This is a genomic window from uncultured Vibrio sp. (assembly GCF_947488985.1).
Lineage (GTDB): Bacteria > Pseudomonadota > Gammaproteobacteria > Enterobacterales > Vibrionaceae > Vibrio.
On sequence record NZ_CANLBV010000008.1, the window covers coordinates 44,112 to 70,517 of the forward strand.

The 26,406-nt window shown below is 46.4% G+C and carries 19 protein-coding genes; 10 read left to right on the plus strand and 9 right to left on the minus strand.

Features of this window, described 5'->3' with window-relative positions; translation table 11 throughout:
* Positions 1–3 precede the first annotated feature (3 nt).
* From aceE to lpdA, 3 genes are all read left to right on the plus strand, one after another.
* Positions 4–2,682: a pyruvate dehydrogenase (acetyl-transferring), homodimeric type gene (aceE, locus tag Q1A70_RS03230; protein ID WP_299686916.1), complete on the plus strand. Its 2,679-nt coding sequence runs from the start codon at positions 4–6 to the stop codon at positions 2,680–2,682.
* A gap of 30 nt (positions 2,683–2,712) precedes the next feature.
* Entirely contained in the window at positions 2,713–4,620 is a 1,908-nt protein-coding gene (gene aceF, locus Q1A70_RS03235; RefSeq protein WP_299686914.1) for a pyruvate dehydrogenase complex dihydrolipoyllysine-residue acetyltransferase, read from the plus strand.
* Positions 4,621–4,861: 241 nt separating this feature from the next.
* Positions 4,862–6,289 (plus strand): dihydrolipoyl dehydrogenase, encoded by a 1,428-nt coding sequence (gene lpdA, locus Q1A70_RS03240; protein WP_299686912.1) that lies wholly within the window; start codon positions 4,862–4,864, stop codon positions 6,287–6,289.
* 297 nt (positions 6,290–6,586) lie between these two features.
* Here the strand turns inward: lpdA and Q1A70_RS03245 are convergent, their stop codons facing one another.
* Positions 6,587–7,192, minus strand: coding sequence for a LuxR/HapR/OpaR family quorum-sensing transcriptional regulator (locus Q1A70_RS03245; RefSeq protein ID WP_299686910.1), 606 nt, complete (start codon positions 7,190–7,192; stop codon positions 6,587–6,589).
* A 334-nt stretch (positions 7,193–7,526) separates the two neighbouring features.
* Here Q1A70_RS03245 and hpt point away from each other — a divergent pair, with 334 nt between their 5' ends.
* Entirely contained in the window at positions 7,527–8,057 is a 531-nt protein-coding gene (hpt, locus tag Q1A70_RS03250; protein WP_060982661.1) for a hypoxanthine phosphoribosyltransferase, read from the plus strand.
* Positions 8,058–8,147: 90 nt separating this feature from the next.
* Here hpt and can read toward each other — a convergent pair whose 3' ends face one another.
* Positions 8,148–8,807 carry a carbonate dehydratase gene (gene can, locus Q1A70_RS03255; protein ID WP_299686905.1) on the minus strand — a complete coding sequence of 220 codons (660 nt, stop codon included), beginning with the start codon at positions 8,805–8,807 and terminating at the stop codon, positions 8,148–8,150.
* Positions 8,808–9,095: 288 nt separating this feature from the next.
* On the opposite strand from can, the gene Q1A70_RS03260 reads away from it, so the two are divergent.
* The 3 genes from Q1A70_RS03260 (at position 9,096) to Q1A70_RS03270 (ending at position 12,732) form a co-directional block, all read left to right on the plus strand.
* The gene (locus Q1A70_RS03260; RefSeq protein ID WP_299686987.1) at positions 9,096–10,727 is read left to right on the plus strand and encodes a SulP family inorganic anion transporter; all 1,632 of its coding nucleotides are present in this window, start codon (positions 9,096–9,098) and stop codon (positions 10,725–10,727) included.
* Positions 10,728–11,042: 315 nt separating this feature from the next.
* On the plus strand, positions 11,043–11,960 hold the full coding sequence (locus Q1A70_RS03265) for an ABC transporter ATP-binding protein (protein ID WP_299686903.1): 918 nt from the start codon (positions 11,043–11,045) through the stop codon (positions 11,958–11,960).
* Between the two features lies 1 nt (position 11,961).
* The gene (locus tag Q1A70_RS03270) at positions 11,962–12,732 is read left to right on the plus strand and encodes an ABC transporter permease (protein ID WP_299686901.1); all 771 of its coding nucleotides are present in this window, start codon (positions 11,962–11,964) and stop codon (positions 12,730–12,732) included.
* Positions 12,733–12,854: 122 nt separating this feature from the next.
* Here Q1A70_RS03270 and panC read toward each other — a convergent pair whose 3' ends face one another.
* The 7 genes from panC to sfsA form a co-directional block, all read right to left on the minus strand.
* The gene (panC, locus tag Q1A70_RS03275; RefSeq protein WP_299686899.1) at positions 12,855–13,745 is read right to left on the minus strand and encodes a pantoate--beta-alanine ligase; all 891 of its coding nucleotides are present in this window, start codon (positions 13,743–13,745) and stop codon (positions 12,855–12,857) included.
* 8 nt (positions 13,746–13,753) lie between these two features.
* Positions 13,754–14,548, minus strand: a complete 795-nt coding sequence (gene panB, locus Q1A70_RS03280; RefSeq protein ID WP_299686897.1) for a 3-methyl-2-oxobutanoate hydroxymethyltransferase — start codon at positions 14,546–14,548, stop codon at positions 13,754–13,756.
* Between the two features lie 22 nt (positions 14,549–14,570).
* Entirely contained in the window at positions 14,571–15,056 is a 486-nt protein-coding gene (gene folK / locus Q1A70_RS03285; protein WP_299686895.1) for a 2-amino-4-hydroxy-6-hydroxymethyldihydropteridine diphosphokinase, read from the minus strand.
* Complete coding sequence (gene pcnB, locus Q1A70_RS03290) at positions 15,053–16,408, minus strand: polynucleotide adenylyltransferase PcnB (RefSeq protein ID WP_299686893.1); 1,356 nt, start codon at positions 16,406–16,408, stop codon at positions 15,053–15,055. The genes folK and pcnB overlap by 4 nt, the downstream gene beginning before the upstream one ends.
* Before the next feature lie 184 nt (positions 16,409–16,592).
* The gene (gluQRS, locus tag Q1A70_RS03295; RefSeq protein ID WP_299686891.1) at positions 16,593–17,468 is read right to left on the minus strand and encodes a tRNA glutamyl-Q(34) synthetase GluQRS; all 876 of its coding nucleotides are present in this window, start codon (positions 17,466–17,468) and stop codon (positions 16,593–16,595) included.
* Between the two features lie 178 nt (positions 17,469–17,646).
* Entirely contained in the window at positions 17,647–18,093 is a 447-nt protein-coding gene (dksA, locus tag Q1A70_RS03300) for an RNA polymerase-binding protein DksA (protein WP_299686889.1), read from the minus strand.
* A 108-nt stretch (positions 18,094–18,201) separates the two neighbouring features.
* The gene (gene sfsA / locus Q1A70_RS03305) at positions 18,202–18,972 is read right to left on the minus strand and encodes a DNA/RNA nuclease SfsA (protein ID WP_299686887.1); all 771 of its coding nucleotides are present in this window, start codon (positions 18,970–18,972) and stop codon (positions 18,202–18,204) included.
* Positions 18,973–19,006: 34 nt separating this feature from the next.
* Here sfsA and hrpB point away from each other — a divergent pair, with 34 nt between their 5' ends.
* From hrpB to Q1A70_RS03320, 3 genes are read left to right on the plus strand one after another with little or no spacing between them, the layout of a single operon-like run.
* Positions 19,007–21,505 carry an ATP-dependent helicase HrpB gene (gene hrpB, locus Q1A70_RS03310; protein WP_299686885.1) on the plus strand — a complete coding sequence of 833 codons (2,499 nt, stop codon included), beginning with the start codon at positions 19,007–19,009 and terminating at the stop codon, positions 21,503–21,505.
* The gene (gene mrcB / locus Q1A70_RS03315) at positions 21,502–23,901 is read left to right on the plus strand and encodes a penicillin-binding protein 1B (RefSeq protein ID WP_299686883.1); all 2,400 of its coding nucleotides are present in this window, start codon (positions 21,502–21,504) and stop codon (positions 23,899–23,901) included. Before hrpB ends, mrcB begins: the two co-directional genes overlap by 4 nt.
* A gap of 37 nt (positions 23,902–23,938) precedes the next feature.
* The gene (locus tag Q1A70_RS03320; RefSeq protein ID WP_299686881.1) at positions 23,939–26,305 is read left to right on the plus strand and encodes a patatin-like phospholipase family protein; all 2,367 of its coding nucleotides are present in this window, start codon (positions 23,939–23,941) and stop codon (positions 26,303–26,305) included.
* Positions 26,306–26,406 lie beyond the last annotated feature (101 nt).

Consider the following 26,406-nt stretch of genomic DNA (forward strand, 5'->3'; position numbering starts at 1 on the left):
GCCATGTCTGACATGAAGCATGACGTTGATGCTCTGGAAACTCAAGATTGGTTAGAAGCTCTTGAATCAGTAGTACGTGAAGAAGGTGTAGAACGCGCACAGTTTTTACTAGAACAAGTTCTAGATAAAGCGCGTTTAGATGGTGTTGATATGGCTACAGGTATCAACACAAACTACATTAACACCATTCCAGCATCACAAGAGCCAGCTTACCCTGGTGATGTAACTCTTGAGCGTCGTATTCGTTCGATTATTCGCTGGAACGCAATCATGATCGTATTGCGTGCTTCTAAGAAAGACCTAGACCTTGGTGGTCACATGGCTTCTTACCAGTCAGCAGCAGCGTTCTACGAAGTATGTTTCAACCACTTCTTCCGTGCTCCAAACGAGACAGACGGTGGCGATCTGGTTTACTACCAAGGCCACATCTCTCCAGGTATCTACTCGCGTGCATTCGTTGAAGGTCGTCTAACTGAAGAGCAGCTAGATAACTTCCGTCAAGAAGTTGATGGTAAAGGTATCCCTTCTTACCCGCACCCGAAACTGATGCCTGAGTTTTGGCAGTTCCCAACCGTATCTATGGGTCTTGGCCCGATCTCTGCTATCTATCAAGCGCGCTTCCTTAAGTACCTTGACGGCCGTGGCCTGAAAGAAACTTCAGCGCAACGCGTATACGCGTTCCTAGGTGACGGTGAGATGGATGAGCCAGAATCACGCGGTGCTATCTCTTTCGCTGCGCGTGAGAAGCTAGACAACCTATGTTTCCTAATCAACTGTAACCTACAGCGTCTCGACGGCCCTGTAATGGGTAACGGTAGCATCATCCAAGAACTTGAAGGTCTATTCAAAGGCGCAGGTTGGAATGTTGTTAAGGTTATCTGGGGTAGCAACTGGGATTCTCTACTGGCTAAAGACACGACTGGTAAGCTTCTTCAACTAATGAACGAAACTATCGATGGTGACTACCAAACATTCAAATCTAAAGATGGCGCATACGTACGTGAGCACTTCTTTGGTAAGTACCCAGAAACAGCTGCACTAGTTGCAGACATGACGGATGACGAAATCTTCGCGCTTAAGCGTGGTGGCCATGATTCTTCTAAACTGTTTGCGGCATTCAACAATGCAAAAGAGACAAACGGTAAGCCAACGGTAATCCTAGCTAAGACTGTCAAAGGTTACGGCATGGGTGATGCAGCTGAAGGTAAGAACATTGCACATGGTGTTAAGAAAATGGACATGACTCATGTTCAACACCTACGTGATCGCCTAGGCCTAGAAGACATCCTTTCAGATGAGAAGATCGCTGAACTTCCTTACTTGAAACTGGAAGAAGGTACGCCTGAGTACGAATACATGCACGCTCGTCGTAACGCTCTACATGGTTACACACCTGCACGTCTTCCTAAGTTTACTCAAGAGTTCAAGGTTCCTGAGCTAGACGCATTCGCACCTCTACTAGGTGAGCAGAAGCGTGATATCTCTACCACTATGGCTTATGTACGTACGCTAAACATCCTTCTTAAAGACAAGAACATCGGTAAGAACATCGTTCCTATCATCTGTGATGAAGCGCGTACATTCGGTATGGAAGGTCTATTCCGTCAGGTTGGTATCTACAACCCACACGGTCAAGAATACACACCAGAAGATAAAGGCATTGTTTCTTACTACAAAGAAGCAACATCTGGCCAAGTTCTTCAAGAAGGTATCAACGAACTAGGTTCTATGGCTTCATGGGTTGCAGCTGCAACTTCATACAGCACCAACGATCTACCGATGATCCCGTTCTACATCTACTACTCTATGTTCGGTTTCCAACGTATTGGCGACATGGCATGGCTAGCAGGTGACCAACAAGCTCGTGGCTTCCTACTAGGTGCTACAGCTGGTCGTACAACACTGAACGGTGAAGGTCTACAGCACGAAGATGGTCACTCGCACATCCAAGCGAACACTATCCCGAACTGTATCTCTTACGACCCAACATTCGCTTACGAGCTAGCAGTAATCATGCAAGACGGTATCCGTCGCATGTATGGCCCTGAGCAAGAGAACGTTTACTACTACCTAACAGTAATGAACGAGAACTACGCAATGCCAGCAATGCCAGAAGGCGCTGAAGAAGGCATCCGTAAGGGTATCTACAAGCTTGAATCTCACGCTCCTCAAGGTGGACAGGCGCCTAAGGGCAAAGTTCAACTAATGAGCTCTGGTACTATCATGAACGAAGCGCGTAAAGCTGCAGTAATTCTAAGCGAAGAGTACGGCATCGCATCTGACGTGTTCTCTGTAACATCGTTCAACGAACTAACTCGTGACGGCCAAGCGGTAGAGCGTGACAACATGCTTCACCCAGAAGCTGAAGAGAAAGTACCGTACATCACAAGTGTACTTGGTAAAGAACCTGCAATCGCAGTGACTGACTACATGAAGAACTACGCTGAGCAAGTACGTGCTTACATGCCAAGCGAGTCTTACAAAGTACTTGGTACTGATGGTTTTGGCCGCTCTGACAGCCGTGCAAACCTACGTCGTCACTTCGAAGTTAACGCTGGCTACATCGTAGTTGCAGCTCTAACTGAACTGGCTAAACGTGGTGATATCGAGAAATCTGTAGTTGTTGAAGCAATTGCTAAATTCGATATCGACACTGAAAAAACAAACCCACAATACGCTTAATACAGCGCTTAACTAGAAGGTAAATAAGCAATGGCAATCGAAATTAATGTACCTGACATCGGTGCGGATGAGGTTGAAGTTACTGAGATTCTTGTAAGCGTTGGCGACAAGGTTGAAGAAGAACAGTCTCTGATCACTGTTGAAGGCGACAAAGCTTCTATGGAAGTTCCAGCGTCTCAAGCAGGTATCGTTAAAGAAATCAAAGTAGCTGAAGGCGATTCAGTTTCTACTGGTTCTCTAATCATGATTTTCGAAGCCGAGGGTGCAGCTGAAGCTGCACCTGCTCCAGCAGCAGAGGCAGCTCCAGTAGCAGCTCCTGTAGCGGCAGCAGCGGCAGAACTGAAAGAAGTTCACGTACCAGATATCGGCGGTGATGAAGTTGAAGTAACTGAAATCATGGTAGCTATCGGTGACGCAGTAGAAGAAGAGCAATCTCTTCTTACTGTTGAAGGCGACAAGGCTTCAATGGAAGTTCCTGCACCATTCGCTGGTATAGTTAAAGAAATCAAAATCGCTTCTGGTGATTCAGTTTCTACTGGTTCTCTAGTGATGATTTTCTCTGTAGAAACAGGCGAAGTGGGTGGTTCAGCACCTGCAGCAGCTCCGGCTCCTGCGGCGGTAGCACCTGTTGCAGCGGCTCCAGCAGCATCAGCTGAGAAAGAAGTAAACGTTCCTGATATCGGTGGTGACGAAGTAGAAGTTACTGAAATCATGGTAGCGGTTGGCGATACAGTAGAAGAAGAGCAATCTCTAATTACTGTTGAAGGTGACAAAGCTTCAATGGAAGTTCCTGCACCATTCGCTGGTACAGTAAAAGAGATCAAGATTGCAGCAGGCGACAAAGTGTCAACTGGCTCTCTAATCATGACTTTCGTAGTTGAAGGCGCAGCGCCTGCTCCTGTTGCAGCACCTGCACAAGCAGCAGCTCCAGCGGCGGCACCTGCTCCTAAAGCAGAAGCACCTGCAGCGACTCCAGCAGCAGCTGGCGACTTCCAAGAGAACGGTGACTACGCGCACGCTTCTCCAGTAGTTCGTCGTCTTGCTCGTGAATTTGGCGTTAACCTTTCTAAGATTAAAGGTACGGGTCGTAAGAGCCGCATCCTTAAAGAAGACGTTCAGTCTTACGTTAAGGATGCACTTAAGCGTCTTGAGTCTGGTGCTGCGGCATCTGGCAAAGGCGGCGACGGCAGTGCTCTTGGTCTACTACCATGGCCAAAAGTTGACTTCAGCAAGTTCGGCGAAACTGAAGTTCAGAAACTTTCTAAGATCAAGAAGATCTCTGGCGCAAACCTACACCGTAACTGGGTAATGATCCCTCACGTTACACAGTGGGATAACGCAGACATTACTGAGCTAGAAGCATTCCGTAAAGAACAGAACGCAATCGAAGCGAAGAAAGACACTGGCATGAAGATCACTCCACTTGTGTTCATCATGAAAGCTGTTGCTAAAGCGCTAGAAGCATTCCCAGCGTTTAACTCTTCTCTTTCTGAAGATGGTGAAAGCATCATTCTCAAGAAATACGTAAACGTGGGTATCGCGGTTGATACACCAAACGGTCTAGTTGTTCCTGTCTTCAAAGACGTGAACAAAAAAGGCATTTACGAGCTATCTGAAGAGCTAATGGCCGTGTCTAAGAAAGCACGTTCTGGTAAGCTAACAGCGGCAGACATGCAAGGCGGTTGTTTCACAATCTCTAGCCTTGGTGGTATTGGCGGTACAGCATTTACGCCAATCGTAAATGCACCAGAAGTAGGTATCCTAGGGGTATCTAAGTCTGAAATTAAGCCAGTGTGGAATGGTAAAGAGTTCCAACCACGTCTACAGCTTCCACTGTCTCTATCATACGACCACCGTGTGATCGATGGCGCTGAAGGTGCACGCTTCATTACTTTCCTAAACAGCGCACTATCTGACATTCGTCGTCTAGTACTGTAATTAGAAAGTAATAATTAAGGTGGCTTTCGAGTCACCTTAATTCTTTATATCAAGACTATTTTTAGACAGCAGTTTTCTGCATTTCTCACAAAGCGAAAGGGAATTGTTGTCTAGCTCACAGGCTAACTTAAAGCTACTTTCACACTGTTAACATCTCTGTAAAATGTTGGCTGTTTGAAAGTCCAATAATTTTAAGAACATCTACTCAGCCTGTTAGGGATAATGACTACAAGAGGTCACAATGAGCAAAGAAATTAAAGCCCAAGTTGTTGTACTTGGTTCAGGTCCTGCTGGTTACTCAGCAGCATTCCGTTGTGCGGATTTAGGTCTAGAAACCGTACTTGTTGAGCGTTACAGCACGCTTGGTGGTGTATGTCTAAACGTTGGTTGTATTCCATCAAAAGCACTGCTTCACGTTTCTAAAGTTATCGAAGAAGCAAAAGCGATGGCAGAGCACGGCGTTGTATTCGGCGAGCCACAAACAGACATCAGCAAAATTCGTATCTGGAAAGAGAAGGTTGTCGATCAACTGACTGGCGGCCTTAATGGCATGGCTAAGATGCGTAAAGTAACGGTTGTAAATGGTTTTGGTAAGTTTACTGGTCCGAACACGATTCAAGTGGAAGGCGAAGAGTCAACAACAGTAACCTTCGACAACGCAATCATTGCAGCGGGTTCTCGCCCAATTAAACTGCCGTTCATTCCACATGAAGACCCACGTATTTGGGATTCTACGGACGCACTAGAGCTAAAAGAAGTACCAGAAAAATTGCTTATCATGGGCGGTGGTATCATCGGTCTTGAGATGGGTACGGTATACCACTCTCTAGGTTCTAACGTTGACGTGGTTGAGATGTTCGATCAAGTTATTCCAGCGGCAGATAAAGACATCGTTAAAGTCTTCACTAAGCGTATCAAAGACAAGTTCAAGCTAATGCTTGAGACGAAAGTGACCGCGGTTGAAGCGAAAGAAGACGGTATCTACGTTTCAATGGAAGGCAAAAAAGCACCAGCAGAAGCTGAGCGCTACGATGCGGTTCTTGTTGCTATCGGTCGTGTGCCAAACGGTGCGCTTATCGATGCTGAAAAAGCGGGCATCGAAGTTGATGAGCGTGGCTTCATCAACGTAGATAAGCAAATGCGTACTAACGTGTCTCACATCCATGCGATCGGTGACGTGGTTGGTCAACCAATGCTTGCGCACAAAGGTGTGCATGAAGGTCACGTAGCGGCAGAGGTTATCTCTGGTAAGAAGCACTACTTCGATCCTAAAGTTATCCCTTCAATTGCTTACACTGAGCCAGAAGTCGCTTGGGTAGGTAAGACAGAGAAAGAAGCGAAAGCGGAAGGTATTAACTACGAAGTGTCGACTTTCCCTTGGGCTGCTTCTGGCCGTGCTATCGCATCTGACTGTGCTGACGGCATGACTAAGATGATCTTCGATAAAGATACGCACCGCGTGATCGGTGGTGCGGTTGTGGGTACTAACGGTGGTGAACTTCTTGGTGAAATCGGTCTAGCAATCGAAATGGGTTGTGATGCAGAAGATATCGCACTGACTATCCACGCTCACCCAACTCTACACGAGTCTGTGGGTCTAGCAGCGGAAGTATTCGAAGGTTCAATCACTGACCTTCCAAATAAGAAAGCAGTGAAAAAGAAAAAGTAAATACTCTTCATACTTGAAGCCGCAGCGTTGTTAACTGCGTAAGTTCACCCTAATCACATAGTAAATCTATGCTCATAGGGCTGAACTTACTTGTTGCCTAGCTGCAACTCCAATTATTTTGAGTATATCTAGATTATAAAAGCCGCTGATTAGTCAGCGGTTTTTTATGTCTGAAGTAAGGAGCAGGAGTGTTTCACTTCGAGATGCGAGTACGCTGTGCTCCGGGATACGAAGAGCGAGTGCTAAAAACAAAAAGGGTTGACCCACTAGGTCAACCCTTCGTAATTCTTCTCGAATCTACTTATAAATGCACAGCATGTTTAGGTAGCTATCCGTTAAGCTTGAAAGCTCTTCAGGCATTTCTACACGTTTCGCTTGAATAAAGAGTGAGTAGCAAATGCCATGGAACAGGTTAGTTAGGTGTTTTGGATTGTGCTTGTCGCTGACTTCGCCACGTTCAATCGCTTTGATAAACATGTTCTGCACCAGCATTTGGTTGGTACGATTCGTTGTAACGAACAGCGGCCATACCTCATCGCGAGTCGATGCACTCCACTCGAACCACACATTTAACCAATGGCTATCTTGCGCCACTAAGGTCACCATTTCAGTTGCAATATTATGCAGGTTTTGTTTTGCGTGAATATCGAGATCGATATTGTCAGAAAGGAAGCTAGAGAATTGGCGTACCGCATGATTCAGTACTTCATCAACCAAATCTTCACGAGTTGGGAAGTAATTAAATACGGTTGCGACAGAGACTTGAGCGATATCTGCAATATCAGCGTGTCCACCACGGCCAATACCGCGACGAGAGAATACCTCAAGGGCGATCTCCATTAATTGGAGTTTTCTTTTTAGGGGGGAAAGCCTAGTTCTAGGCCTCTTAGATATTGAGTCCATTTTATGTTCCTTGCCAACGAATTTTTATATTAATGATTTTATTATTATTTAAGCCAAGATGAGTGTAATGGTGCATATGCAAATGGTCAATCCTTTTTGATGGTTTTGTAGACAGGGGAAACACACTTGGACCCGAGTGTGATTTGTACAGGAGGAAGCGAAAGCGGGTCTTGGGCGAAGGATTGGTGGGGATTGCGTTGACCATATAATATTAAATTCGCCCCGCATGGTGGTACGGATATTTGAGCAATGCTAGACTTATCCTCAAAATTGAGCGACATCTGAGATTAAACGATCAGCACTCGTCGCAATCACCAAATAAAATGAGAACAGTATGAAGCATACAGTTGAAGTCATGATCTCTGAGCAAGAAGTTCAGGATCGAGTGAACGAACTAGGCAAACAGATCACGGAGCACTATCAAGGTAGTGAAGATCTTGTCTTAGTGGGTCTGTTACGTGGCTCCTTTGTCTTTATGGCGGATCTTGCTCGTGCTATCGATTTAACCCACCAAGTTGATTTCATGACCGCATCTAGCTACGGCAACGGCATGGAAAGCTCACGCGATGTTCGTATTTTGAAAGACCTTGATGACGATATACAAGGCAAAGACGTACTGCTTGTCGAAGATATTATCGATACGGGTAACACCTTGACTAAGGTAAAAGAGATCCTGAGCTTACGTGGTCCAAAATCTATCGAGATTTGTACACTACTAGACAAGCCTTCACGTCGTGAAGTGACGGTTGATACGAAATGGATCGGTTTTGAAATCCCAGACGAGTTCGTTGTGGGTGTGGGCATCGATTATGCACAGAAGTATCGTCACCTGCCGTACATCGGTAAAGTGGTACCTCAAGAGTAATAACGACTCTGCTGAACAGTAATCGCCACTCTGAGAACAATATAAACAAACAAGGCTCGCATTATGCGAGCCTTGTTTTTAGAGCATAGACTAGCTAAGGGTTGGCTTTGATAAGATCTTTTCAATCGCATCTAAGTGAAGGTTTTCTAATGTCTCATAGCTTGAGCAACGTACCCCAAGGTCTTGCAGTTTGCCATTACCGATCCCATAAACCATACCGTGGATCTCCACGTCTTGGCCTCGTTCCCATGCGGTTTGCATGATGGTCGAGTTGCCTAGGTTGTTCACCTGCTCTGCAACGTTAATTTCGCACAGTTTATCTGCCCATTGTTCACGAGGCAGTGATTCAATTTGCTTGCGATATTTTAGGTAATTATCGCGAATGTGCAGCAACCAGTTATTGATAAGACCTAGCCTAGGGTTATCAATTGCGGCATTGACACCGCCACAACCGTAGTGACCACAAACGATAATGTGTTTTACTTTGAGTACGTCGACCGCGTATTGCACCACGGATAGGCAGTTTAGGTCAGTATGAACCACTTGGTTTGCCACATTACGGTGAACAAACAGTTCGCCTGAATATAAACCGGTGAGACGCTCGGCTGGAACACGGCTATCTGAGCAGCCGATCCATAAAAAACCAGGGCTTTGACCCTCTTCAAGCGTTGTAAAATACTCAGGTCTTTCAGAGCGGATTTCTTCAGACCATTTAGAGTTGTTTTCAAAAAGCTGTTTAATCTCTGGCATTTTGCGTCTTACATCCCTTAATTAAGAACCCCAACTATACACAATGTTATAAATTCAATCTTGTAAAAACTGTGTCAAATAGCACTCGTCTGATGTCTCATAGTTCTTAAAATCATTAACTTAGCTAAAAAATACAGTTCTGGTTATAAGACATAAATAATGTAATTGCATTAACACTTTCTGAGAGGGCGATCCATTTGTTACAGTGATAAGGTTTGTCATTTCAATCATCAGGGAAGGTGTATTTTGTTGGGAAGTCGTTTTACGGATATCAATCTCAAAGGGGATATGTTTGGTGGTGTGACAACCGCGATCATCTCATTGCCTTTAGCGTTGGCATTTGGTGTTGCTTCTGGAGCAGGCGCTGAGGCGGGGTTATGGGGCGCGATTATGGTCGGCCTATTTGCGGCACTGTTCGGCGGTTCAAGCAGCTTGATCTCAGAGCCCACCGGGCCGATGACGGTGATCATGACAGCGGTGATGACCAGTATGGTCGCTAAATACCCTGAGACGGGCATGGCGATGACCTTTACCGTGGTGATGATGGCCGGAGCATTTCAGATAGTATTAGGCACATTAAAGCTCGGTAAATACGTTACCTTGATGCCATATAGCGTGATCTCCGGCTTTATGTCGGGCATCGGTGTTATTCTGATCATCTTGCAGCTTTCGCCTTTATTAGGACACGCCGCACCATCAGGTGGCGTAATGGGTACACTGTCTGTGCTGCCTGATACCTTAGCCAACATGAAAATCAGCGAGCTGTTTTTAGGTGCATTGACGCTCGGTATCCTGTTTGGTTTTCCTTCAAAATACCGTAAATATGTGCCGGCGCAACTGGTCGCGTTAGTGGCTGTGACTCTGCTGTCTGTTATCTTCTTCGATACCGATTCTATTCGCCGCATTGGTGAAATCCCAGCGGGGCTGCCTTCTCTTGTGATCCCGACGATCAGCAGCGAGCAGTTCACCACTATGGTTATCGACGCCCTAGTGCTTGGTACGCTGGGTTGTATTGACACGCTTTTGACTGCGGTTATCGGTGATTCACTGACTCGTAAAGAGCATGACTCTGATAAAGAGCTGCGAGGACAAGGTATCGCAAATATGCTTTCTGGCCTGTTCGGCGCACTGCCTGGTGCGGGGGCGACTATGGGTACTGTGACCAATATTCAGGTTGGTGCACGCTCTCCACTGTCTGGTGTAATCCGTGCCTTAGTATTAGCGCTAGTTGTTTTGGTAGCTGGTGGCTTAACCGAACCTATTCCTATGGCGGTGTTGGCAGGTATCGCCATGTATGTGGGTTTCAACATCCTTGATTGGAGTTTCATTCAGCGCGCACACAAGGTCAGTTATGCTGGCATGGGCGTTATGTATGGTGTAATGCTGCTAACCGTATTCGTTGACCTTATTATTGCGGTAGGGCTTGGTGTCTTTATCTCGAATATCCTTATCATTGAAAGGCTCAGCCGAGAGCAAGCTAGGCAAGTTAAGGCGATCAGTGATGGTGATAACGAAGATGATATTCCACTCACAGATAGTGAACGTCAGCTACTCGATAGCGCGAATGGTAAAGTGCTGTTTTTCTATCTTTCTGGGCCGATGATCTTCAGCGTTTCAAAGGCGATTTCTCGCCAGCACTCCAGTATCTCTGATTATGAGGCGATGATCTTAGATCTAACGAACGTTCCGATGATCGACGTAACGGTTGGGCTGGCTTTAGAAAACGCGATTAAAGATGCCTTGGATGCGCAGTGTGAGGTGTACTTGTTGTGTCCTAATGAAAATACGCGCCAGCAGCTTGAGAAATTCCATGTAATTGACTTGGTTCCTGAATCAAATACTTACCGATTCAGATATGAAGCGCTGACGGCTGCAACCAGCTATGTTGAGAGAGACGAGTACCAATTTGAGTCAGTCTAAGCTTCAGAGGTGAATTTATTTTATTAATCGGTTCATCATTTTATTCTGATAAGAATGCCGTTAAGCGAATGACTTAGCGGCATTTTTTTATTTATCGAACACATGCATTGTTTTCAGTTAGCTTAGAACTTCCATTGTTTAAAAAATAAAGCACGAATCGACATTTGTATTCATCGTCAATCAACGATAAACTTGTTCGTAAAATGGCCGAGTAGACAAATCTTGAGTTAGCTTCAGCTAGTTCGTTTTACGTTTCACTCTCTTCCTCATGCTCGGTCATCAACATCTATCTATAGCAAATGGCAGTCTATCTCTATGTATGCATTAGAAATTGAGCAATTAAGAAAAACTTATGCTGGGGGCTTTGAAGCTCTTAAAGGCATTAGTTTACAAGTAGAAAAAGGCGATTTTTACGCGTTACTTGGCCCTAACGGTGCCGGAAAGTCGACCACTATTGGTGTGATTTCCTCTCTGGTTAACAAGACCTCTGGCAAGGTTAAGGTGTTCGGCTATGACATCGATACCGACTTGGAGCTGGCGAAACAAAATCTAGGTTTAGTCCCTCAAGAGTTTAACTTTAATCCGTTCGAAACCGTTGAACAGATTGTGTTGCAGCAAGCCGGTTATTACGGTGTGCCAAAAGCACTGGCGAAAGAGAGAGCGAAAAAATACCTATCTCAACTCGATTTGTGGGAAAAGCGCGGTGAACGGGCGCGTACTTTGTCTGGTGGTATGAAGCGCCGTTTGATGATCGCGCGTGCACTGATGCATGAGCCACAACTGTTGATCCTTGATGAACCAACGGCAGGGGTTGATATTGAGCTGCGTCGCTCAATGTGGGAGTTCTTGAAAGAGATCAACGAAAAGCAGGGCATCACCATTATTCTGACTACCCACTACCTAGAAGAAGCAGAAATGCTGTGTCGCAATATTGGTATCATCAATCGCGGTGAGCTGATTGAGAATACGACCATGAAGGCGCTGCTAGGTAAGCTAAGCGCAGAGACCTTTATTCTAGATCTGGAAGAGGGTGTGGTTGAACCTAAGCTTGAGGGGGTCAATAGCCAAGTGATGGTTAACGGCTCGTTAGAAATCGAAATTGATAAGAACCTAGGTTTGAATACCATTTTTTCTCAATTGAGTGAGCAACAGGTGAAAGTCCTCTCTATGCGTAATAAAGCCAACCGTTTAGAAGAGTTGTTTGTCAGTATCGTCCGTGAGGGGAGTAAATAATATGTACAGCCTTTATTGGACTGCTTTTTGTAGCTTGTTGACCAAAGAGATCAATCGCTTCACCCGCATCTGGGTGCAAACTCTCGTGCCACCTGCGATTACTATGACGCTGTATTTCATCATCTTCGGCAACCTGATTGGTGCGCGCATTGGCGAGATGAACGGCTTTAGTTACATGGAATACATAGTGCCTGGTTTGATCATGATGTCGGTGATCACCAACTCATACTCTAACGTTGCTTCGTCGTTCTTTAGTGCCAAGTTTCAGAAGAACATTGAAGAGCTGCTTGTCGCTCCGGTTCCTAACTACGTGATTATCGCAGGTTTCGTGATGGGCGGCGTAGTTCGTGGCTTGTTAGTGGGTACGATAGTGACGTTCGTTTCACTGTTCTTTGTTGACCTACAAGTTGACCACTGGGGCGTGATCATCGCGACGGTGTTATTAACATCGATCGTGTTTGCGCTTGGCGGCCTAATCAACGCCGTCTTCGCCCGTACCTTTGATGATATTTCAATCATTCCAACCTTCATCTTAACGCCACTGACCTATCTTGGCGGTGTGTTTTATTCGATCAGTCTATTGCCTGAGTTCTGGCAAGGACTATCGAAATTGAACCCGATTGTGTACATGGTCAACGCGTTCCGATATGGCTTCTTAGGTGTGTCTGATGTGGGCATCGTGACGTCGTTTGGCGTACTAGGTGTGTTTATTGTTGTGCTGTATGGCATTGCACACTACCTAGTGACCAAGGGGATTGGCTTACGTAGCTAATACCAATCGTAGTAAATAACTGGTTATCCTGAATAACAGGTAAAGAAAAAGGTCGATGTAATATCGACCTTTTTTGTGTCTTTGCTTCGCGTTTTATGTTCTGCGTATCAAGCAGAATCCGCTTAGTCTGCGGTTTCTTCTTTCACTTCTTCCTTGGTTTCCGTGACCAAATCTAATATTTGGTTATCGATAAGACGGGTCTTACCTAGGAAAGCCGACATTAGAATCACGGCTTGAGTTGATTCTGCAGTGATCGCTTGCAGCGTTTTCGCATCACAAATGAAGATCTCGTCAGGTTGAAGATCTGCAGCGCGAAGCTGGTCTGTTGCATCTTCAATGATTGAAGCGTAATCATCACGACCGCCACGAATTGCACTGCTGATCCAACGCATACTGCGTGCCAGAACGGGCGCACGCTGGCGTTCATCAAACGTCAGGTTGCCATTGCGCGAACTCATGGCTAAACCGTCCATTTCACGAACCGTTGCCACACCCACGATCTGGATGTCTAACGCCAGGTCAGTGGTCATCTGGCGAATGATTGCAAGTTGCTGAAAATCTTTCTCGCCGAAACATGCAAAATCTGGCTGAACGATATTAAACAGTTTAGTGACAATCGTCGCGACGCCACGGAAGTGACCTGGGCGAGATGCCCCTTCTAGCATCTGAGATATACCAGGGACTTCAACAAATGTCTGCTTGTCTAGGCCATCTGGATACATGATTTCTGGGGTCGGGGTAAATACCAACTCAACCCCTTCGCCAGTTAGCTTGCTTAAATCCGCTTCTAACGTGCGAGGGTAGTTATTGAGGTCATCGGTGCGATCAAACTGCATTGGGTTAACAAAGATGCTGACCACAACAATGTCAGCCAGTTCACGCGCTTTCTTTACTAGAGTGAGATGACCTTCATGCAGGTTTCCCATTGTCGGGACAAAAGCAACCGTACGTCCATCACGCTTAAACTGTTTAATCTGCTCACGAAGAGCTGTTATTTCAGCAAAAGTTTGCATAGTTACTCCTAAGCGATAGTGTGAGCTTCATCAGGGAAGCGAGCGCTCTCAACTTCTTCTTTATATACCGCAACAGCTTTACGCATGTCGCCGGTTTCAGCGAGGAAATTCTTAGAGAACTTAGGCATGTAGTTCGCAGAAATGCCGAACATGTCATGCATCACTAAGATCTGACCATCGGTCACGTTACCTGCGCCAATGCCAATAACGGGCACGTCACACGCTTCTGTGATGCGTTTTGCCAGTGCGGCTGGCACGCATTCTAGGAGAACGATTTGAGCGCCAGCCTCTTGCAGGGCTAGTGCATCTGCGACCATTTTGTCGGCTTGCTCTTCACCGCGACCTTGAACCTTGTAACCACCAAAGATATTCACCGATTGAGGCGTTAAGCCCAAGTGAGCGCATACCGGTACTGCACGCTCTGTGAGTGTTTTAACCGTCTCAATCAACCAGCTACCGCCTTCGATTTTTACCATGTTCGCACCCGCACGCATTAGGGTAGCAGCGCTCTCGCAGGCTTGCTCAGGGGTTGCATAGCTCATGAAAGGCATGTCAGCCATAAGAAGACAGTTTGGGCTACCAGCGCGCACTGAGCGAGTGTGGTAAGCAATGTCTTCCACGGTCACGGGTAAGGTATCCGTTTGGCCTTGTAACACCATACCAAGCGAGTCACCGACAAGCAGCAATGGGATTTCTTGGCTTTCGAATAATTGAGCAAAGCTCGCATCATAAGCGGTCGAAGTCGCGAACTTACGACCTTCACGTTTGCATTTGATCAGGTCGTTAATGGTTATCTTTTTCATTGGGTTTCCTTAATGCGTTTGGCTATTGTTGCCAAACATTGAGCCCGTTCTTATCGATTATTTTGAGTAAGTCTGTCAGCTCAGTCCCATCAGGGAGTTGTAAACTTGGTGCGATTTCAGCAAGCGGATAGAGTACGAACTCTCGTTCTTTCATTCCGTAATGAGGAACGGTTAAGCGCTCTGAATCGATCACCTCATTGCCGTATAAAACGATATCGAGATCCAAGGTTCTTGGTCCCCAACGTTCGTCTTTACGGACGCGCCCTTGCTCTAGCTCGATAGCTTGAGTGCAATCAAGCAGTTCAATTGGCGTTAATTCGGTTTGGATTGCCACTACCGCGTTGATGTAGTCTGGTTGATTTTGCGGCCCCATTGGCGTGCTACTATATAGTTGAGAGGTCGCAACAAACGTTGATCGCGGTAGGTTTTTTAGTGTTTCGATAGCCAAATTTGCTTGGCTAACTGGGTCGGCAAGGTTGCTGCCGACCGCAATATAAGCCGTTATCATTCGGATTGCTTACTCTTTTTGTTTCGGTAAGTCTTACGGCGACGATGACCGGATTTTGATGGCGCTGCGACGTCGTTCGCCATCGCTTGGCGTATATTGCGACCTGCTGTTTGGTAACGCTCCCACCATTTCGCCAGCTCTTTGGTTTCGCCACCCTCAATTTCACCGCGCATTTCTAAGAAATCGTAGCCTGCACGGAACTTGTTGAGCTCCATAAGGCGAACGGCACGCTTACCGTTACGGCGAGGCAGGCGTAACTGCAGCTGCCAAACTTCACGAATAGTCGCAGTATGACGACGAGGAATGGCAATCGATTTGACTTGCTGATCAAGAATGATGTTGCTCGCTTCCATGATCGCATCGTAGTGCGCCATACCTTGTTCAGCGACCAGTTGATCAGCCAGTTTGTTCATTGGGTACCAAAGCATCGCGGCAAACATGAATGCCGGGTTGACGCGTTTGCCATCTTCAATGCGAAGGTCGGTCGAGTCGAGCACCAAATCCAGCATCTGTTCGGTGTACGAGTCGTAACCTTCAGTGAAGTATTCCGCTACGACAGGGAACATTTGCTGGAAGAGGTTATATTCACGCATCAGGTGGTAGGTTTCTAAACCGTGACCAGATTGCAGTAATTTCAGAGACTCTTCGTAAAGTCGCGCCGCTGGGATATCTTTGAGAAGGTGTGCTAGCTCTTCAATCGGCTCGGCAGTCTCTTCTTCAATATCGAAATCCAGTTTTGCGGCGAAGCGCATTGCACGCAGCATGCGCACAGGGTCTTCGCGGTAGCGCGTTTCTGGATCGCCAATCAGGCGGATCAGCTTATCTTCTAAGTCTTCGATACCACCGGCGTAATCGTGGATACTGTAGTCTGCAATGTTGTAGTACATTGCGTTGATCGTGAAATCACGGCGCTCTGCATCTTCATCGACACTACCGTACACGTTATCGCGTAGCAGCATGCCTTCTTTCGATTGAGCAGAGACGTTTTTCGACGGTTCTTGGTGGTGACCACGGAACGTCGCAACTTCAATGATGTCACGGCCAAACATGATGTGTGCTAAACGGAAACGGCGACCTATTAGGCGGCAGTTTCTGAATAGATTCTTGATTTGTTCAGGCGTTGCGTTAGTCGCAATATCAAAATCTTTCGGCTGAGAGCCCAACAGGATATCACGGACACCACCACCGACTAAAAATGCGTCAAAACCCGCACCGTTCAGGCGATATAGTACTTTTAGTGCGTTGTCGCTGATCTGTTTGCGTGAAATGTTGTGCTCTTGACGAGTAAATACATTCAGTGCCAATTCGTGGAATCCGCGTTGTTCGCTTGGGTTATTGTCGTTTGTATTCATTAGTTTAGAACAAAGTAGGTATCGCCAACTTTGTTTTTCTCTTAGTCCAAAGTGGTAGTGCAGAGTGTAATTTCGGCTAATGATAGCTTAGCGCGAGCCATTTGAGAACATTGTCTGCTTTGCCATAGTGGTTAGTTATGGCATTTTTATGTGTCGTTTATACTATTTTGCCGTCAGTTATGAGCTATTTGGTATATTGTTTCTGTAAACTATCTGACAGTTGATCGACGCTCCATTGCTGGCAACCCCATAACAAGATCTCATCCATTGAAGCCTCACTAATAACCTGTGGTATATCGAAACCCAAGAAGCGCATAGCGCCGAGTAGTGTTGGTTTCGGGTTATCGAGATCTATCGCAGTGGCATGGTTCTGCTTCGATAATTTGTTGCCCAAGGCATCGGTTGCCAAGGGCAGGTGCAAGTAACTCACGGGTGTTTGCTTAAGGGTTTGGTACAAACTAATCTGTCGACCGGTTGGCTCGATTAAGTCAGCGCCTCGAACAACTTCTGTTACCCCCTGCTCGATGTCATCGAGAACAACCGCTAAGTTATAAGCAAATAGACCATCTCTGCGTTTGATAATAAAATCTTCTTCCGCCAGCGCTTTAGGAATTTGAATGGTACCATGGCGAACATCGTCAAACGATTCTATCGGAAAATCCATGCGTAATCGCACCGCTTGCTCACCCGTATCCATTAATCCAGCGTCTCGGCAGTGACCAGTATAAAAGCCACCCCAAGATTTGATCTGTTTGCGGGTGCATTGACAGTAGTAGGCTTGGTTATCGGCGACCCATTGATCAATTTGAGCTTGATAAAGGTCATGACGCTGACTTTGATAGACGACGTCACTATCCCAAAATAGGTGGTAAGCCTCAAGCGTCTTAAGAATTAGATCGGCAGCGCCTGCCATTTCTCGTGGCGGGTCAAGGTCTTCCATGCGAACCAGCCATTGCCCTTGCTTAGATTTCGCTTGAAAGTAGCTACCAAGTGCAGCAACCAGTGAGCCAAAATGAAGTGGACCTGACGGTGATGGTGCAAAGCGTCCGATATAATTCATGTGTCAACAACCTAATCTGGGTGGTAGCGTAGTCGCCGATTCTTAAGACGTTTCATAATCTTTAAGAGGGGGCAACTCTCTTTAATACGGTTTAATTGTGAGCAGTATGTTTATGTATCTCACTGAAGTAGCAAACAAAAAAGGGAGCCAAAGCTCCCTTTCTTTACATCCGCAAGAATTAACCTTGCATCTGTTTCTCTTTGATCTCTGCAAGCGTTTTACAGTCAATACAAAGGTCAGCCGTTGGACGAGCCTCTAGGCGACGAATACCAATCTCGATACCACAAGAATCACAGAAGCCGAAATCGTCTTCTTCGATCTTGTCTAGCGTCTTTTCAATTTTCTTGATAAGACGACGTTCACGGTCACGGTTACGTAGCTCTAGGCTGAATTCCTCTTCTTGAGAAGCACGGTCAACTGGGTCTGGGAAATTCGCAGCTTCGTCTTGCATGTGATGCACAGTACGATCAACTTCTTCCCTGAGCTGGTTGCGCCAAGCGGCTAAAATTTTTGTAAAATGTTCCGTTTGCTCAGGCGACATGTACTCTTCACCTGGCCTCTCCTGATACGGTTCAACACCTGCGATGGCTAGGATGCCTAGCGCTTTTTTCTTAGATTCTGGCATACAGCATCTCCTATTTACACCTAGTCAACTGCAAAGCAGCTAATTTTAAGGCGGGTATCTATAGCAGAAAGAACGAATGGTGGCAAATACTCTTATTCAAACTTTTAATCAATGTGACTCGCTCAGCATATTTGCTTGGCTATTGATAAATTCAACAGTTTGTTTCAGTTGTATTTGAGTGCTGCTGAGCTCTGCCTTATAGCAAAGCACTTCAACTCCAGCGTCTTGTGCTTTTTTTAGTAATAACGAATATTTGGCATCTATATGGTGTGCCGCAGCCACTTTTTCAATGCCTGAATGCAAAACAGTGAATAAAAGTACGGCTCTATTTCCTGATTCGACCATTTCTGTGAGTTCCCGCAGATGCTTTTGGCCTCTGGTTGTCACCGCATCAGGGAAGAAGCCTTGCCCTTTGGTTGACGTTTCTTGCTTTGCTGAAATATGTTGTTCATCGAGCAAAGTGACGCTTTTGACTTCGATATAGCAAGGCGGTTTTTCGTTATCTTCAAGCAGGATATCAATGCGACTATTCTCGCTGCCATATTTTACTTCGGTTCGTAACGCGTCATAACCTAAGAGTTCAACTATAGTCCCATTTTCAATTGCTTCCACCGCCAGCTGGTTTGCCCTTGCAGTATTGACGCAAATACGGTGACCTTTGTCGGTTTCTGAGATCTCCCAGCTGTTTGGATACTTCCTTTTAGCGTTATCTGATGTTGAGTACCACACGGTATTGCCCGGAGTAGCACAGCCCGTCATTGCCCCTGTATTGGCACAATGAATAGTACGTTCGCTGCCGTCAGCAAGTTTGATGTCGGTGAGAAAACGTTTGTAGCGCTTGATTAGAGTTGCGGACTCTAATGGAGGTGTGAAGTGCATATTACTTATTTAGACGGCTAGGTTTTTATGTACAATGTTGCCAACATTACACCACAAGGTTCTCCCATTGCTACAACTGCCCATAGAAGCTGTGATGCCAGATCTGCTCGCTGGCGTACAAACACATACTCAACTTATTCTAAAGGCCGCGCCCGGTGCGGGTAAGTCAACATTCTTCCCTTTACAGTTAGTTAAGACCAACGCCGTTCAAGGCAAAATCATCATACTTGAACCGAGGCGTTTGGCTGCAAGGAATATTGCCACTTACTTAGCGAGCCAATTGGGAGAAAAGGTGGGGGAGAGCATTGGCTTTAGAGTTCGCGGTGAATCTAAAACCAGCAGTGCAACTCGCTTAGAGATCGTCACCGAAGGGATCATGACGAGAATGATCCAAACCGACCCTGAATTGACCGGGGTTGATATGGTGATCTTTGATGAATTTCATGAGCGCAGCATTCACGCCGATACCGCATTGGCGTTTAGCTTGGAGATCCAAGAGGCATTGCGTGACGATCTAAAAGTGGTTGTGATGTCGGCAACCTTAGATCAACAAGCGCTGCAAACTTTGCTGCCGAATGCCAAATACGTTGAATCACAAGGTCGCACCTTTCCGGTCGATTTCCGTTATCAGCCTCTTAGCGCAAATGAATATCTAGCCCCTAAAATGGCCAATGTGATTCGATCTCTGGTGGAGAAAGAGTCAGGCTCACTTCTGGCTTTTTTGCCCGGCGTTTCTGCAATTAAGCAGGTGGAGTCGCAACTAGAACAACTTGCCAGTGATATCGATGTTTGCCCTCTGTACGGGCAACTCAGCTTTCCTCAACAGCAGAAAGCGATCGCGCCATCAGAGAAAGGGCGTCGAAAGGTGGTGTTAGCGACCAATATTGCTGAGACTTCTTTGACGATTGAAGGTATTCGATTGGTGGTGGATTCCGGGCTTGAACGTGTGGCGAAGTTCGATCTTAAAACCGGTATTACTAAGCTTGAGCAAGTGAAAATCTCGCAATCTTCTGCTGAACAACGAGCAGGCCGTGCGGGACGAATTGAAGAGGGCTTGTGCGTTCGTTTGTACAGCGAAACGCAACTTATTCAGCAACCGGCTGTACCAGAACCTGAAATTCTTCATTCTGATTTGTCTTCGTTGGTGTCTGAATTGACACAATGGGGCGCTACGAGTGCCGATGAACTGCATTGGTTAGACGTTCCACCAAAAGCCTCTATTGGACAAGCCAAGCAACTCTTACAGACTCTTGAATTGTTAGACGATAATGGTCAATTTACGGCATTAGGAAAACAGGCCCAACGTTTAGGTTTAGAGCCTCGTATTGCTAGCATGTTGGTTAAAGCGCAGCAAGGTAGTCCTGCTTTATTGAATGTCGCGATTGTTGCCGCTGCTTTGCTGGAAGAGCCGGAACGCAATGTGACGGATATTCAACACTCTTTGCACCGACTTAAGCAAAGAAAACATTCCAAAAATAGCGTTGTGATGCATCGAGCGAAAAGTCTCGCGAGCAAACTCAATCATCACTTAGATTTGTCACAAGTTGACGAATCATTGCTACCATTAGTGCTTTGTTTTGCCTTTCCGGACCGAATTGCACAAGTGAGAAGCGCGACCAGCAGTGCTTTCCTTCTCGCGAATGGCCACGGCGCTGAGGTTCGTGATGATGATCCGTTGGCAAGCAATGACTATATCGTAGTGATTGATTTGATGCGCAGCACAGGGCGAGCCAGTCAAATTTTCTTGGCCACTGCGGTTGATATTGCGCAGCTCGAATCTGAATTTCCAAAACTGTTTGTACGTTCCGATTACGCCGATTGGGATGAGAAACGTGGGCGTTTAGTTGCCGAGCAGCGAGTGTCTTTAGGGAAGCTGATTATTAGCACTAAGGCTTTAGCTGATCCCGATGTGAATCAGGCGAGCCAAGCGCTGCTCAATTATGTCGCTCGATGTGGACTGGATCGCTTAAATTGGACACCTTCGGCTAAGCAGTTGGTTGAGCGCGTGCGTTGTGCAGAACTTTGGATGCCAGAGCATGATTGGCCTGCGATGGATGATGCGAGCCTAGTAGAGCATCTTGATAGCTGGCTATCGCCGTATTTGAATGGCATTAAATCTGCGAAAGGGCTGATGAACGTTTCGATTGAACAGGCTCTTTCGGCGTACCTTGGTTGGCCTTTAAATCAAGAGATTGACCAGTGGCTGCCCACGCATTACGTGATGCCGACAGGCAGTAAAAAGGCGATCCGATACCAGTATCAATCTGAGCCCGTAATCTCGGTTCGAATGCAAGAGGTCTTTGGTGAACAAGACTCACCATTGATAGCCCAAGGACGTAAAAAGGTTGTGCTTGAGTTGCTTTCTCCAGCACAACGTCCATTACAGATTACTCAGGATTTAGCCGGCTTTTGGGCGGGCACGTACAAAGAAGTGCAAAAAGAGATGAAAGGCCGTTACCCCAAACACCCATGGCCAGATGATCCTGCCAACCATGTAGCAACCACTAAAACCAAACGACAGTTGAATCGATGATGACCAAAATGTTAACGCCCAAAAAGATTCCCACTAAAAAAGCGCCGGCAAAGAAGTCACCCGCGACTAAAGCTAAACCAAGAAAGCCGCGAGCCACTGCGAAAAAGACCAAACTCAAAGCCAAGAGAACAGGCTATAGAGGTTGGCTTAAGGTTGTGTGGGGGATTGCTTGGAAAGCGGGTTTAGCCTTGGCGGCATTGCTGTTGTTTGTCGGTATTTATCTCGATTCTGTGGTTAAACAGCGCTTTGAAGGCCAGTTGTTTGACTTACCAACCGTGGTTTATGCACGGGTACTGAACTTGTCTCCGGGGACTCAGATCAGTTTGACACAGCTCAAGAATGAGCTCGATGTACTTAATTATCGGAAAGTGAGCGCTCCACGCCATCCGGGGGAGTACTCTTCTTCGTCGACCAAGATTGAAATGATCCGTCGCCCGTTTGAATTTGTTGATGGGCCGGAAGCCGATCGTCATGTGATGCTGCATTTCAATGGCAATGAATTAACTCGTATTCAGTCGTTAGAGAAAAAAGGCGACATGGGATACCTGCGCATCGAACCGAAAATGCTCGGCATGCTTGAAAAAAGTAACGATGAGCAACGTCTATTCTTAAAACGCAACCAGTTCCCAGAGGTGATGGTGGATGCGTTATTGGCAACGGAAGATCGAGACTTCTATCAGCACGATGGGGTGTCACCACTGGCTATCGCTCGGGCGATGGTGGTCAACGTCAAGGCAGGGCGTACTGTACAAGGTGGTAGTACGCTGACTCAGCAGTTGGCAAAGAACCTGTTTCTGTCCAGTGAACGCACGTTATGGCGTAAGGTTCGTGAGGCCTATATCGCGCTTATCTTGGATCATCGCTATAGCAAAGACAGTATTTTAGAAGCTTACTTGAACGAGGTCTACTTAGGTCAAAATGGTGGTGAAGCGATTCACGGCTTTGGTTTGGCTTCGCGCATGTACTTCGGCCAACCGATTCAAGAACTGCGTATCGACCAATTAGCTTTGCTGGTGGGCATGGTCAAAGGCCCCTCGTATTACAACCCAGTTCGTTACCCAGAACGCGCCAAGACTCGACGCGATTTGGTTCTACGTTTGTTGATGCAGCAAGATATCTTAACGGTGAAGCAGTACGAAGAGGCGACTAGTCGTGATTTGGACATTCAAGACAACCCACGTATTGCCAGTCGTCAGCCTGCTTACTTTCAGCAGGTTAACATTGAGCTAAAGCAATATGTTGGCGAGCGATTTGAAGCGAAAAAAGGGATTCGAGTTTTTACCTCTCTGGATCCGGTTTCCCAAGATAAGTTAGAGAAGTCGATTGCACGCAAGGTGCCAGAGTTATCGAAAACAGCAGGCGATAAACTAGAGGCAGCTGCGATTGCGGTGGATAGGAATACCGGTGAAATCCGAGCGATGGTGGGGGGGAAACGAACGGGCTACGATGGTTTTAACCGCGCCTTGAATGCGAGCCGCCCTATTGGCTCTTTGGTTAAGCCTGCTGTTTACCTAGCGGCGTTAGAGCAACCTAAGAAGTACACATTGGCCTCCACCTTGATGGACACACCACTGAGCTTGAAGGGCAGTAAGGGCAGTGTCTGGAGCCCAAGGAACTTCGACCGTAAGTTCCGTGGTGAGGTGCCGATGTATGTGGCCTTGTCTAAGTCTTACAATGTCCCCACTGTTCGTTTGGGGATGCAATTAGGGATTGATAGCGTCTCCGATACAATTGGCAGGCTCGGCGTTAATAAAAATGAGATTCGCCCGGTACCGTCGATGTTTTTAGGCTCATTTTCACTGACCCCATTCCAAGTGGCGCAGATGTATCAAACCATCACTAACTCAGGCCGTATTGCGCCTTTGTCTTCGCTGCGTTCTGTGATCGATAATGATGGCGAGGTGTTATATCAATCAATCCCTAGGGTTTCCCAGCGTGTTGATCAGCAAGCGGCTTGGCTAACGACCTACGCGATGAAGCGCGGGGTATCAGAAGGGACAGGACGTTTCCTACAAGGTCAGTTTGCGTGGGCTGGGTTAGCTGGTAAAACGGGGACCAGTAACGATAGCCGAGACAGTTGGTTTGTTGGGGTGGATGGCCGTGAGGTGACAACGATTTGGCTTGGGCGAGATGATAATAAACCGACCAAGTTAACCGGCTCTAGCGGTGCGCTGCGTGTCTATGCTGATTATTTGCAACAAAGAACACCTGAGCCGTTATTATTGCCTTGGCCGACTGGCGTTGTCACGGCAAGCTTTACTCGTACCCCACAAGGTGCATTGAATTTTGACTGTAATGGTAGCGTTAAACTGCCCGTTTGGGATGAGAACGGCGATATTAAAAAGGGCTGTGAAAGCCAGCCAAAACAGTGGCTAAAGAAGCTTTTTCAGTGGTAAAATCGTAACATAAGACAATGATAAGGACAGTTAAATAATGATTTCTCGTGGGTTAGCAAGCGGCTTAGCCATTGTCGGTACTGTGATCAGTGTTCAGCTGTTTGCATCCACTACCATCCCGGCAGAACAGTCTCAGCAGGTAGAACTGTCTCAACATGGAGAGCAACCCCAACAGGCTGAGCAGATTCATCAGAGGCCAACGGTAGCTGTTGTTCTTGCGGGAGGTGGGGCAAAAGGTGCAGCCCACATTGGGGTACTTAAAGCCCTCGAAGAGATGCGAATCCCGGTGGATTACATTACCGGTACTAGCATGGGGTCGTATGTTGGCGGGTTGTATGCGACAGGGATGAGTGCAGACGAGATTGAAAGCTTTATCTACAGTGTTGAATGGAATGACGGTTATCGCGACCGTATTTCGCGCACTGAGCGTCGAGTACGCGATAAAGAGTATGAAGATCGCTACACACTCAATCCAGAGTTAGGGATTGGACTCGGTGAGTTTCGTTCGCCTCGTGGCTTAGTACAGGGGCAAGGGATGCTGCGTATTTTGCGTGAAACCACGGGTAACGTAGCACGCCTTGACTCCTTTGATGAGCTAGCTATTCCATACCGCTCAGTGGCCAGTGACATCGTTGAACTAGAGCCGGTCGTGATCGGTGATGGTTACTTGATCGATGCAATGATGGCAAGTATGTCGGTGCCCGGTGCACTTCCTCCCTATGAAATTGATGGCCGATTATTAGTCGATGGTGGTGTTACCAACAACATGCCTGTCGATGTTGCTTATGAGATGGGTGCAGATGTTGTTATTGCAGTTGATATAAGCAGTGATTACAAAGAGCTTGATGAGTTTACTAGCCTGTTTACGGTGGCTGACCAGCTTTCCAACTACATGGTACGTCGCAACACGAGAGAGCAAAAAAGCTACCTTCGTGAAGGCGATGTCTATATGCACCCAGAAGTGGGTGATATGCAAACCACCGAATTTGAACGCATGCCTTCTGCCTTTGAAAAGGGCTATCAAATCGCGCATGAGAACGCCGATGATTTGGCAAAACTCTCAGTTTCTTCTAGTGAGTTTCAGCGTTATATCGACAAAAAACAGAAGCGAAGAAGTGCTCTAAATTTTGGTCATGAGATTGAAGTTGACCGTGTCGAGGTCGCCAACAATTCGCATTACAACGATGAAGTTATTGAAAATCGCCTGAGTATAGAGCAAGGTAAAATACTGACTTTTGATGAACTTGAAGAAAGTGTTGATAGGTTATACGTCTTGGACCACTTTGAACGTGTGACTTATCAGTATGACCAGCACGAAGATGAAAATGTCTTGAAGGTTGACGTTGAGGAGAAGCGCTGGGGTCCGAACTACCTAAATTTCCGTTTCTTCTTGGAAGATGACTTCGATACAAGCAGCCAATATGCAATCGGTGCTTCCATAAACTTTACCGATATCAATCGTCATGGAGCAGAGATCAAAACAAATGTGGAAATGGGTACAGATAAGCTACTCGAAGCCGATTTCTACTCACCGTTGTCATCCAACTTAAACTGGTTCTCAACCTCATCACTAAAATACACCGATGAACAGCGTCACATGCCGATTGATTTTGATACTGGGGAAATTCCAGAGCCAAGTTTAGGGGCGATCAATGACTTTGCTCCTGTCTCTTATAAGCAATTTCAGGCAGAGTTTGCGGTTGGTTTTCACACGGAACTCTGGCGCTTGATTCGCTTGGGTGGCCGTTATACCAAAGGTCAGGCTGAGTTCTCGACCATAGGTTCTGCGGGTAAAGTCGATTTTGATCGCCTTGGCGCTTTCGTCAATTTTCGTGTTGACACGCTGGACAGTTTTTCATTGCCAACCAAAGGCTACTATCTCAACATTGAATACCTGTATTCACTGGATAGCGTAGACCCGAGTGGTGCGATTGATATCGAGAGGGTGAGTGATGATCAAGTGCAAGAGTTCTCATTTGAAGCGAGCGCTGCACATAGCTTTGACCGCCATACCTTTGTCGGTAGGTTTGATTACGGTACCGTAGAAAATTCAACTGGGGAATTTCCGATTGAGCCTAAAGAGCTGGGTGGCTTTTTAAATCTGTCGGGTGTTTCACGTAACAGTATGATTGGCAACAACCTATTATTTAGTAGTGTCGTTTATCGTTACCGTTGGTTTGACAACGATTTTGGCATGTTTAAATCCCCGGTATATCTCGGTGCTTCATTGGAGTACGGCGGTGTATGGAATGACACGGATATTCGCTTTGATGATGCCCCATTGTATGTTGCGGGTTCGGTTTTTGCGGGAATAGATTCCCCACTTGGACCAATAATGTTTGCTTATGGACGAACCGAAGAGAACAACGATTCGGTTTATCTAATTCTCGGGACTTCATTCTAGATAGCGGTGAAAATCTCATCATTTTTATCTTAACTTGCTATGTTGGTCAAAGTGGTGAGATTTTAATTTATCGTTAAATTTGCTATCTTACGTCCCACAGT